Origin of the sequence: Arsenophonus endosymbiont of Bemisia tabaci Q2, assembly GCF_902713415.1 — a bacterium.
Lineage (GTDB): Bacteria > Pseudomonadota > Gammaproteobacteria > Enterobacterales > Enterobacteriaceae > Arsenophonus.
The window spans coordinates 1-12302 of record NZ_CACTIE010000022.1 but is presented as its reverse complement, the minus strand read 5'-3'; the positions used below and the strand labels follow the sequence as shown (position 1 = coordinate 12302).

The window sequence follows — 12302 nt, the reverse complement described above, 5'->3', positions numbered from 1 at the left end:
ATCAAAAATTATCCATTACTGGGAGGAGTTACTTCTATACGTTCAATATTCTGTAATCCACGAGGTAATGAAGAACCTTTACGATCTCGTTCAGCACGATATTTTTGCAAATCTTCTGGATTTAATTTCAGTTTTCGTTTGCCAAAATAGAGGGTAATTGAAGACTGAGGCTGAAAAAACATTAACCAAACTAGCAAATCCTCTCTGCTGGCTGATTGAGCCGCTGCAATATTAATAATTTTATTGCCTTTACCTTTAGAGAGCTGAGGGAGATCACTAACAGGAAATATTAACATTCTCCCTGCGTTAGTAATTGCCAATAATAAATCTTGCTGTTCATTATTGACTTCTAATGGCGCCAGTATCTTTGCATTATTAGGTAAGGTAATTAATCCCTTACCTGCTTTATTTTTTGCCACTAAATCGCTAAAAGTACAAATAAAACCATAACCTGAATCCGATGCTAACAAATATTTTTGTTCTTCGGGAGCAGTCAATACATGTTCAATCGTTGCGCCAGGTGGTAATGCTAATTTACCAGTAAGTGGCTCTCCTTGTCCGCGGGCAGAAGGAAGATCAAGCGGATCAAGGGAATAACTACGTCCAGTACTATCAAGAAAAACAACTGGTTGATTCGTTTTGCCTCTTGCTGCGCTACGGAAACCATCTCCGGCTTTATAGTTAAGATTAGTCGGATCAATATTATGGCCTTTTGCGCTTCTCACCCATCCCATAAGAGAAAGAACAATAGTAACCGGATCAGAAGGCAAAATATCATATTCATTCATCGCTTTTGCTTCAATACGCTCCTTAAGTGGTGAGCGACGATCATCACCATAAGTCTGGGCATCGGTTTCAATTTCTTTCTTGATCAAGCTGTTTAAACGACGCTTAGAGCCTAAAATAGCTTGCAGTTGATCACGCTCTTTAGCTAATTCATCTTGCTCACCACGTAATTTAAATTCCTCCAGTTTAGCCAAATGACGCAATTTCAATTCCAGAATAGATTCAGCCTGAGTTTCTGAAAGCGCAAAACGGGACACTAATACTGCTTTAGGCTCATCTTCATTACGGATAATATGGATAAACTGATCTATATTAAGATAAGCTATTAATAAACCCTCAAGGATATGTAAGCGTTTTAATACTTTTTCTAAACGATGATTTAAGCGATTACGTACGGTTTCCCGTCTAAATAATAACCATTCATTTAAAATTTCTACCAGTCCTTTAACTGCCGGACGATTATCCAGGGCAATCATATTCAAATTGACCCGATAACTTCTTTCTAAATCGGTCGTGGCAAATAAATGTATCATCACTTGTTCTAAATCAATCCGATTACTTCTAGGTACAATCACTAAACGTGTTGGATTTTCATGATCTGATTCATCACGTAGATCTTCTACCATCGGTAATTTTTTGGCACGCATTTGTGAAGCAATCTGCTCCAACACCTTAGCACCTGAAACTTGATGAGGTAGTCCAGTAATAACGGCATTTCCATCATCCATTTCCCATACAGCACGTAACCGAATAGAACCACGACCTGTTTGGTAAATTTTTTGAATATCTTCTTTTGATGAAATAATTTCTGCTTCTGTTGGATAATCAGGAGCGGGAATAAAACCCATCAACATTTTAAGATCAACTTTTGGATTTTCCAGTAAAGCAACTAACGCGCTTGCTACCTCACGAGCATTATGCGGCGGAATATCCGTCGCCATACCAACGGCAATTCCTGTCGTGCCATTTAGCAGAATATTGGGTAATCTTGCCGGTAGTGTTTTGGGTTCGGTTAATGTTCCATCAAAATTAGGTGTCCAGGATACCGTTCCCAATCCTAATTCACTGAGTAGCATTTCAGCATATTTTGCCAATCTTGACTCGGTGTAACGCATCGCAGCAAACGATTTAGGATCATCAGGAGCTCCCCAGTTTCCCTGACCATCAACTAATGGATAACGATAGGAAAATGGTTGTGCCATCAATACCATGGCTTCATAACAAGCGCTATCACCATGCGGATGATATTTTCCCAATACATCACCGACTGTACGAGCTGATTTTTTATACTTAGCAGCATTACTCAAACCAAGTTCAGACATGGCATAAACAATTCGTCGCTGAACAGGTTTTAACCCATCACCAATAAATGGCAATGCTCTGTCCATGATGACGTACATGGAATAATTGAGATAGGCATTTTCGGTAAAGGTATAAAGTGGTTGCTGCTCTACACCATCGTGAGTTATCTCACTCATTCATTTGATTCCTTAATCTCTGGTTAACAGTGTCGATTACACTTCAATTTCTATCGCATCGCCTTTATCTTGTAACCAATTTCGACGATCTTTTGCCCGTTTTTTCGCCAATAACATATCCATCATAGCTAGTGTTTCTTGATAATTCTCATCATTAATAATGAGCTGCACTAAACGTCGTGTATTGGGATCAAGTGAGGTTTCACGTAACTGAGTCGGATTCATTTCGCCTAACCCTTTAAAACGCTGGACATTCGGTTTGCCGCGCTTATAGCTTAGTCTGTCGAGGAACGCGGCTTTTTCACTTTCATCGAGGGCATAATAGACTTCTTTACCTAGATCAATACGGTATAAGGGTGGCATAGCAATATAAATATGGCCTGCTTTTACTAAAGCGGGAAAGTGGCGAAAAAAAAGCGCGCAGAGTAAGGTTGCAATATGCAATCCATCTGAATCTGCATCGGCAAGCACACAAATCTTACCGTAACGGAGTTGGCTAAGATCATCGCTGTCTGGATCAATACCAATAGCTACTGAAATATCATGGACTTCCTGTGAAGCTAAAACCTCATCGGAAGAGACTTCCCAAGTATTCAATATTTTCCCTCTTAGCGGCATAATCGCCTGATATTCTCGATCACGAGCCTGCTTAGCCGAGCCGCCAGCTGAATCTCCTTCAACTAAAAATAGCTCAGTAAAATTAATATTTTGAGAAGTACAATCAGCTAACTTGCCGGGTAACGCAGGCCCGCTGGTCAGTTTCTTGCGCACGACTTTTTTCGCTGCTCGCAGACGCCTTTTTGCACTTGAAATGGTGAGTTCCGCTAATTGCTGAGCTTCTTGAACATTTTGGTTTAACCACAAACTAAAAGCATCTTTTACTGCACCGGAAACAAACGCAGCACTCTGGCGAGAAGAAAGACGTTCTTTGGTTTGGCCGGCAAATTGTGGATCTTGCATTTTGACTGATAAGACATAAGCACAGCGTTCCCAAATATCATCACCTGTCAATTTAACATCGCGCGGAAGTAAATTACGGTATTCACAAAACTCCCTCATCGCATCCAGTAAGCCCTGGCGTAACCCATTAACATGGGTACCCCCCTGTGGGGTTGGAATAAGGTTAACATAACTTTCGGTTAATAGTTCTCCACCTTCTGGTAACCAAAGCAGAGCCCAATCGACCATTTCTATTTGGCCGGCAAAATTACCAACAAACGTTTTCTCAGGTAAAGTCACTAAGCCGTTCACTGCTTCCATTAGATAGTCGGCCAAGCCATCGTTATAACGCCATGTCTGCTCAGTATTATTTATTTTATCCTTAAAGACGATTTCAACACCGGGGCATAGCACAGCCTTGGCTTTTAATACGTGCACTAAACGCGAAATGGAAAAGCGTGGGTTGTCAAAAAAATGGCTATCAGGCCAAAAACGGACACCGGTACCGGTCGTGCGTTTAGCACAACTACCAATAACCTCAAGTTCCTGAACTTTTTCACTATTTTCAAAAGCAATTCGGTATATTTGGCTATCACGACTAACAGTTACTTCAATACGTTTTGATAATGCATTGACCACTGAAATACCAACACCATGTAGCCCGCCAGAAAATTGATAATTTTTGTTAGAAAATTTTCCCCCGGCATGTAACTGCCCCAAAATCAGCTCTACAGCCGGTACCTTCTTTTCTGGATGAATATCAACCGGCATACCTCGGCCATCATCAATCACTTCCAGTGACTGATCTTCATACAAGATTACATCGATACGTTTAGTATAACCGGCAAGCGCCTCATCCACACTATTATCAATTACTTCCTGTGCCAGGTGATTTGGTCGAGAAATATCGGTGTACATGCCTGGGCGACGACGTACAGGTTCTAAACCACTGAGGACCTCGATTGCTTCTGCATTATAACTAGATTGAGTCATATTATTTTCTGCGGTAATTGACGATTAATTAGGCAAATAAATGCTAAAATACTAATGATAATAACAGTCGTTTAGCTATTTTGGATAATTTTTTACTTATTTTGTCTTTGCCAAAGCTAAAAAACGCATAATTTGTGGAAAATAGTAGTCAAATCCAACAAAAGCATGGTTACCTCCTGGCGCTATTGTTTTCTTACACTCCATAAGATAGGTAACAGCTTGACGATAGTCCAATATTTCATCACCTGTTTGTTGTAATAGCCAAATCAAATCAGGCGCGGTTAATGTATCAATTTGTATTGCTTGTAGTTCATTTAAATGGTGGGATTGTAAAATGTAGCGTTCCTTTGTATAAGGATTGACTTGCTCACCTAAATACTGCTCAAACAAATCAAAAGGACGTACCGCTGGATTGACAACCACAGCGGGTAAATTAAATTTCTGCGATAACCAAATAGCAAAATAACCGCCCAATGAAGAACCTAACAAGCCAATCTGCTCTCCCGCATGGACTGCTACGAGATTCTGTAATAATTTAATCGCTTCTGCTGGATAACAAGGAAGCTGGGGTATCAACATATTAACTGTTGGATGTTGTCGCTCTAACCAAGTTTTTAAGCTATTTGCCTTTTTGGATAAGGGGGAACTATTAAAACCATGTATATAAATTAATATTGACATTAATAACCACCTGAGTCGAAATCTGGGCGAAATTTATCACTATCCAATCTGAAAACTTGTGTATCCAACACATTTTCACCGTTATCATTGATAGAAAGATCAAGATAACGCCACCCCGGTGCCATTGTATCTAATGTGAAATTAGTACAATGAGGTTTAAATTGTATACAGGTTGATGGTGTTGCCATCATACGAACCCCTTGCCAATATTCATCTATTTCTTGGTGAATATGCCCACATAAAATCGCTTTAACTTTTTGATATTGATTTAAATAGTCAGCCAAAATATGAGAGTTACGCAAGCTATGTTGATCAAGCCAGGTACAACCCGAAGGCAAAGGATGATGATGTAACATTAGTAAATGACTACGCTCCCTGTATGCATCAAAACAGCGTTTCATCCATAACAGCTGTTGCTTAGATAATTTTCCATGCACAGCACCTTGAATTTGGCTGTCCAACATCAGGATTTGCCAATTATCATTAATTAGCACCTGCTTAGACGGTAAAATTACTGCTTTTGCTAAATTAGCAACCATTGCCGGTTGATAATCGTGATTCCCCGGCAACCAAACACAAGGAGCAGATAACCGTTTGATCCCTTCCGCAAAATGCTTATAAGCTGATGCCGATTGATCTTGAACCAAATCACCGGTAGCAACAACCAAGTCAACATTTTCATTGCGCGCTAAAATTGCATCAATTACTGCATGAAAACTACCAAAAGTATTGACGCCAAGTAGAGTATCATCAACATTAGCAAAAAGGTGAGTATCGGTAATTTGCAAGATCCTCACCAGGCTTTTTTGCTTTGTTGTTAATTTAAACAGACTATCCAAGCAATTTCCTTAGTTTCTACCTAATTTATACGTTATTTTAACATTAATACTTTATTAATATCTGTAGGCTGATACACACTTCTTTTTCATGTTATAACAAACCGTTATTTTAAGTTCTTCAACCAGTTATTTTTCAACCTAAGATGATTTAATTGTAACCATTGTATTGCGATTAGGGTAGCCGCATTATCAATTACCCCTAACTTCATCCATTGATAAGCTTGTTCACGACTAACAACATGGACACGAATATCTTCATTTTCACTGCTTAATCCATGTACACTGCCGCGTTTGATAGCAGATGCATCAATTTCACCGATATGAACATAAATACGCTCAGTTGTACCCCCCGGGCTGGTAAGATAACTTAGAGCATAGTAACAACGCTGAATGGTAATACCCGCTTCTTCTTTTGCTTCACGACGAACTAGCTGTTCTAAGTTTTCATTTTGTTCTACCATGCCAGCAATAACTTCTAACAACCACGGTGTTTCGCTCGTATCCATCGCCGGGATCCGTACTTGTTCAACTAACACTACCTTATCAAGAAAGGGATCATAGGGTAAAATAACGCCAGCATTACCCCGTTCCAAAACTTCTCGCCGAATTTCCTTGCTCCAACCACCATTAAACAACTTATGTCTAAAACGGTATTCAACAAAACGAAAAAAACCATTATAAAGATCGAATTTAGCGGTAATTTCCACATCATTTTGGCTAAACTTGAAAGGTAAATTTTTTTTATCGCTCATAGAAACTCTCTGAATTTATATGCACTAACTGACAAGAAAGTGAGACTTGTATAACGTTTTTAAAGGAAATTAGCTTATAAATAATATAGCATTGGCCAGATTTAACATGATAGATGGCACAAACAGCTACCATGGAATACATATTCTGCTAAAATTAGCGGTGTTCATGTTTTTCTGAGATAACTAAAGCAAAAAATTGTATAATCAAGGAATCAGAATGAAAAAATTTATCTCTCTTTTTATCACCATTAGCCTAGTTGGACTAAGTCCCACAGGGCAAGCTGAAAATTTATTGCAAGTCTATCAGAAAGCAAAAGAAAGTAATCCGGATTTACGTAAATCGCTAGCAGAACGTAATCAAGCATTTGAGAAAATTAATGAATCTCGTAGTCCTTTGCTACCACAATTAGGTTTAGACGCAAATTTCACCTATAACAGCGGTTATCGTAATAATCGTGACACGGAAAACAACCAACTTGGCGCCAATCTTAAACTCACCCAGACCATCTTTGATATCTCAAAATGGCAACAGTTAGACATGCAGGAAAAAACCGCCGGTATTGCAGATGTCACTTATCAAACTAACCAACAAAAATTGATTCTTGATACCGCTACAGCTTATTTTGACGTATTACGTGCTATTGACTTATTAGACTATATTGAAGCACAGAAAAAAGCCGTTTATCGCCAGTTAGATCAAACAACTCAACGTTTTAACGTAGGATTAGTCGCGATTACCGATGTACAAAACGCCCGCGCTAATTATGACAGCGTATTCGCTCAAGAAGTATCGAGCCGTAATCAATTAGAAAATTCGCTGGAAAAGTTACGTCAAGTTAGCGGCATCTATTACAGTCAATTAGCGGCTTTAAATATTGCTCATTTCAGTACCCAGACACCCGCACGAGTAGAGAAGCTATTAAAAGATGCTGAAACACGCAACTTAAGTTTACTTAGCGCCCGTTTATCACAAGACCTGGCGCGAGAAAATATTCGTTATAAACAATCAGGACATTTACCTACCCTTGGATTAGAAGCGTCAACCGGTGTTAGTAACACCCAGTATCATGGTAGTGCTAATCAAGCAATATGGAATAGAAATGGTCCTAGCTATACTGGCCAAAATAGTGTCGGACTAACGTTGAGTGTGCCTTTATATACAGGTGGCCGAACTAACTCACGCCTTGAGGAAGCACAGTATGGTTATATTAGTGCCAGTGAACAGCTTGAAAGTATTTATCGCAATGTTATTCAGATAGTACGCTCTTCCTATAATAATGTGATTTCTTCTATTAGTAGCATTAAAGCCTACCAACAATTGGTTATTTCAGCACAAAGTTCGTTAGATGCGATGGAAGCAGGCTATCAGGTCGGCACTCGGACTATCGTGGATGTATTGAAAGCAACAACAGCCCTTTTTCAGGCGAAACAGAATTTAGCCAATGCACGTTATGATTATCTGATTAATGATCTGAAAATTCAGTATGCCCGTGGGACTTTAAATGAAGGCGATCTGCTCCGTTTAAATAGTAGCTTAGGAAAAACATTATCCACCTCACCGGATGCTATTATCAATCCGATGAGTGTTCCGCAAATACACTAAATAAATAACCCATTATTAATAAACATTATATTATGGGTATTTTTTATTCTAACGAAATTTAATTAGAAAAGTTGTATTTTTACCACTTAAAATAAATAATTAGGTTGATAGCCATCTTTCTACCCCTTTTATGCTTTAATTTCGAGCCTAATTACCCTATTCTATCCTAGTTCACGATTTTTATTTCGACCTTTAGGATAGGTAAATAATGATGAAAATAAAGCGCACGAAAAATATTAATCAAGGTGCTTTTCGCAAAAGCTGCCGCGTCTACCACTTAGCACCTGTTGCCTTAGCTATTAGTACGGTTTTTATGTTGTCCGCTTGTGAGCAAAGCGACGAAACCGTCTCTTTATATACTAACGCAGAGGATTTTTCCCAAAAAAAACCGGCTCAAAGTGAACAATGTTCGCTGGCTTATAAAAATGTATTGCAGGAAGCGGCTAAAACTGCACCTAAATATGCGACACGTGAAGACTGTGTGGCCGAATTTGGGGAAGAAAAATGTACTCAGGCTCCCACTCAAACCACAACTACAACCCAAACTGCATCTCAAGCTCAAGCTGGTTTAGCGACAGAAAATCAAGCTAGTGGACAAAGTGGTAGCTTCTGGATGCCATTAATGGCAGGTTACATGATGGGACGTCTAATGGGTGGTGGTGGTACAGCTGCGCCAACCCCTGCAGCGCAACCTCTCTTTAGCTCAAGCAATCCTGCAAGTTCCGCCAATGGAAAATTTGTTGATGCTAGTGGCAAAAACTATGGGCCGGCTGTAGCGGGAGGTAGAACTATGGCCGTACCTCCATCAGCTCTTGCTCCTAAAACGGCAACGACCACCACTATCACTCGTGGCGGTTTCGGTGAATCAGTCGCTAAACAACAGACTCGCATGCAGCGTCAAAGTGCCAAAACGCCTTCTCAGCGTTCTATGGGAGGTTGATAGCGATGATAAGGATGCCCATCACTGAACGCTCTGATTGGAAAGAAAAGGCAGCTGAATTTGGTTTTCATTTTCACACCTTATACGGTGAACCTTACTGGTGTGAAAATGCCTATTACCAATTTACTATGCAACAAATCGAAGATCTTGAAGCAAACACCGCTGAATTACATCAAATGTGCCTGCAAGTGGTCGAAAAAGTGGTTAGTAACGAGGAATTATTGATAAAATTTCAGATCCCTAAACATTGTTGGGAATTTGTTAATCACTCATGGAAAACTAACCAACCTTCACTGTATTCTCGATTGGATTTAGCTTATGACGGTAAAAGACCTGCAAAATTATTAGAAAATAATGCAGATACACCAACATCTTTATATGAAACCACATTTTTTCAGTGGATTTGGTTAGAAGATCAAATGAATGCTGGCAATTTGCCAGCAAATGCTGATCAATTTAATAGCATACAAGAACAACTTATTGAACGCTTTGCGCTTTTGCGTGAATCATTTGGTTTTAACTGGTTACATTTCAGCTGCTGCCAAGATAGTGACGAAGATCGCGGCACCATACAATACCTACAAGATTGTGCTCACGAAGCCAATATTCCCAACGAATTTCTCTATATTGATCAAATCGGTTTAGGTGAAAAAGGACAATTTACCGATGCTAATAACCTGGTTATTAGCAATCTGTTTAAATTATATCCTTGGGAATTTATGTTTAGAGAGATTTTTTCTACTAAGTTAGTAGATGCTGGCGTAAGGTGGTTAGAACCTGCTTGGAAAAGCATTGTTTCTAACAAGGTATTACTACCTATGCTATGGGAAATGTTTCCTAATCACCCCAATCTGTTACCGGCCTATTTTGCAGAAGCTAATCCGCCAAAACTGGACAGCTATGTAATCAAACCTATTTTTTCACGAGAAGGAGCAAATATTCGTATCATAGATAATGAACGTGAAATTGCCTCAGTAGACGGTCCATATGGCGAAGAGGGGATGATTATTCAACAATTTTATCCGCTACCACAATTTGAAAATAACTATACATTAATCGGTAGTTGGCTGATAAATGATCAACCGGCAGGAATTGGTATTCGAGAAGACAAACAATTAATTACCCAAGATCTATCCCGCTTTTACCCGCATATTATTCTAAATTAATCCATGCAACATAAGAACAAGATAATGATAACGCAATCATTATCTTGCTGTTTTTACTATTATGAGTAATGAGTTAAAAAAATAACAAGTAAAATTCCATTGTCAGCTAATTATTTACAAACTATTTTTTGTCTGATTGGCATTGCCAGATGAACAATACAAATCTTGATTTAACTTCGGAAAAACATCGGGACTTGAGTATTTCCATACCTGCTGCCAATATTCTTCAATTAATTCTTCCACCGCCTTTTTGCCTTCTACCACATAATTAAACTCAGAAAGATGACCTGGATAAAGATTGTCAGAACCGACACCATATAGTTCATTGTCAATAATCATTATAGCTAAGCGACTTAATTTTGATTACACCATATTAAGTGCGAACAAAATTAAGTCGCTTAGCTATATAACGCAATAAATGTGGGCAGTTTGTTTTTCACTGTTGTCAGCCTTAATGATTAAAATTTCAGTATTCATGCATTTCATTGAATAAAAATACAACAATTAATGTTAGTTTAGTGTACAAGATTCATTAATGAGAGGGTTGATGATACAAATTTTTTCTTTTAATTGATAACAACAATATATACAGGATAAAGGAAAATTAATGGCGTATAGGATCGTCGATTAATATATTTCGATATAAGATTTTATTTAAGAATTAAAAAATATTTTCTTTAACATAATAATATTATTGATGAAATAATTATTTCAATATATCGATTTAAATTCAGGAATGAACATTAATTTGTTCATAAAAGTTTAGTGAAGCCTTTATTGGTGATGTGTTCAATCGATGCTTAGTGAATCTGAATTTCAATAAATAGGGTGTTGAAGCATTGATTTATGGTCGCAACTTAGTTGTGAAATATTAGCTGCTTAGTAGAATCAGTTATTGGCGTTAAACAACTCACCGCGAAAGCGTTTAATTTATTCGTTTTGTCTATAAATTATGAAGATAAATTTTTTGCCGAATTTTTTCGTTGATAGGAAAACTGGATCCATTCTAATGAATAGATAGGTTTATTCTATCAAATTTGTATTTAGGGAAGGAGTAGGCATGAATATTCGTGATTTGGAGTACCTTGTTGCATTAATTGAGCATAAACATTTTCGGCGTGCTGCAGATGCCTGTCATGTTAGTCAACCGACCCTCAGCGGTCAAATTCGTAAATTGGAAGACGATTTAGGTGTTATGTTATTAGAGCGTACAAGCCGAAAGGTTTTGTTTACTCAGTAGGGGTTATTATTAATTGAACAAGCCAGAACAGTATTGCGAGAAGTTAAAATACTCCAGGAAATGGCTTCCTTACAAGGTGAAAGGATGTCAGGTCCATTACACATAGGATTAATTCCTACTATCGGTTCTTATCTTTTACCTCACATCATTCCAGAATTACACCGTTTATTTCCTAAATTGGAGATGTATTTACATGAAGCACAAACACACCATCTGTTAGCGCAATTAAATAATGGTAAACTAGATTGTGCAATATTAGCGCAAGTGAAGGAGACCGAAGCTTTTATTGAAATACCTCTGTATGAGGAACCTATGCGATTAGCTATTTATGAAGGACATCCATGGTTCAATCGTAAGGAAATTGAAATGCGTGAGCTTATTGGGCAGAAATTACTTATGTTGGAAGATGGACACTGTTTACGTGATCAAGCGATGGGATATTGTTTTCAGGTTGGGGCAAAAGATGATACCCACTTTCGTGCGACCAGTTTAGAGACATTACGTAATATGGTGGCAGCCGGAAGTGGTATAACACTATTGCCAGATTTATCTGTACCGAAAGAGATAAAACGTGATGGTGTTTATTATCTTGATTGTATTAACCCTGTTCCTTCACGTTCGGTTGTTTTACTTTACCGTCCTGGCTCACCGCTTAGAAGTTGTCATGAGCAGTTTGCTGAGGCAATTCGTAAAAAAATGTATCGATACTATAGTAAAAATTAATTGTTTACTTACTACTAATATTGAGCTTTATTGGGTTAAAACAGACGGTTTAACCCATTCAGTACTGCAACCCTAAATGCTTCTGCCATAGTTGGATAATTGAAGGTAGTATTAACAAAATATTTAATAGTATTACCTTCATCTTTTTGCTCCATAATTGCC

The 12302-nt window shown here is 38.3% G+C and carries 9 protein-coding genes and 1 pseudogene; 4 read left to right on the top strand and 6 right to left on the bottom strand.

The features are described from left to right. Positions 1 to 8: 8 nt before the first annotated feature. From parC to nudF, 5 genes are all read right to left on the bottom strand, one after another. Positions 9 to 2264 carry a DNA topoisomerase IV subunit A gene (gene parC, locus ARSQ2_RS01825; RefSeq protein ID WP_181994163.1) on the bottom strand — a complete coding sequence of 752 codons (2256 nt, stop codon included), beginning with the start codon at positions 2262 to 2264 and terminating at the stop codon, positions 9 to 11. 36 nt (positions 2265 to 2300) lie between these two features. Further along, positions 2301 to 4196: a DNA topoisomerase IV subunit B gene (gene parE, locus ARSQ2_RS01820; RefSeq protein ID WP_181994162.1), complete on the bottom strand. Its 1896-nt coding sequence runs from the start codon at positions 4194 to 4196 to the stop codon at positions 2301 to 2303. A 96-nt stretch (positions 4197 to 4292) separates the two neighbouring features. Beyond that, entirely contained in the window at positions 4293 to 4877 is a 585-nt protein-coding gene (gene yqiA / locus ARSQ2_RS01815) for an esterase YqiA (RefSeq protein WP_181994161.1), read from the bottom strand. Continuing rightward, positions 4877 to 5716: a 3',5'-cyclic-AMP phosphodiesterase gene (gene cpdA, locus ARSQ2_RS01810; RefSeq protein WP_181994160.1), complete on the bottom strand. Its 840-nt coding sequence runs from the start codon at positions 5714 to 5716 to the stop codon at positions 4877 to 4879. Before cpdA ends, yqiA begins: the two co-directional genes overlap by 1 nt. Positions 5717 to 5820: 104 nt before the next feature. Further along, positions 5821 to 6468: an ADP-ribose diphosphatase gene (nudF, locus tag ARSQ2_RS01805; protein WP_181994159.1), complete on the bottom strand. Its 648-nt coding sequence runs from the start codon at positions 6466 to 6468 to the stop codon at positions 5821 to 5823. 217 nt (positions 6469 to 6685) lie between these two features. Between nudF and tolC the strand changes: the two genes are divergently transcribed. From tolC to ARSQ2_RS01790, 3 genes are all read left to right on the top strand, one after another. Continuing rightward, positions 6686 to 8071 (top strand): outer membrane channel protein TolC, encoded by a 1386-nt coding sequence (tolC, locus tag ARSQ2_RS01800; RefSeq protein ID WP_181994158.1) that lies wholly within the window; start codon positions 6686 to 6688, stop codon positions 8069 to 8071. A gap of 217 nt (positions 8072 to 8288) precedes the next feature. Continuing rightward, complete coding sequence (locus ARSQ2_RS01795) at positions 8289 to 9011, top strand: DUF1190 family protein (protein ID WP_181994173.1); 723 nt, start codon at positions 8289 to 8291, stop codon at positions 9009 to 9011. 5 nt (positions 9012 to 9016) lie between these two features. Then, on the top strand, positions 9017 to 10177 hold the full coding sequence (locus tag ARSQ2_RS01790; RefSeq protein ID WP_181994157.1) for a glutathionylspermidine synthase family protein: 1161 nt from the start codon (positions 9017 to 9019) through the stop codon (positions 10175 to 10177). A gap of 114 nt (positions 10178 to 10291) precedes the next feature. Here the strand turns inward: ARSQ2_RS01790 and ARSQ2_RS01785 are convergent, their stop codons facing one another. Beyond that, positions 10292 to 10516 (bottom strand): hypothetical protein, encoded by a 225-nt coding sequence (locus ARSQ2_RS01785; RefSeq protein ID WP_181994156.1) that lies wholly within the window; start codon positions 10514 to 10516, stop codon positions 10292 to 10294. Positions 10517 to 11237: 721 nt separating this feature from the next. Here ARSQ2_RS01785 and oxyR point away from each other — a divergent pair. Continuing rightward, positions 11238 to 12140, top strand: a pseudogene (gene oxyR / locus ARSQ2_RS01780) (DNA-binding transcriptional regulator OxyR). Positions 12141 to 12302: the final 162 nt, after the last annotated feature.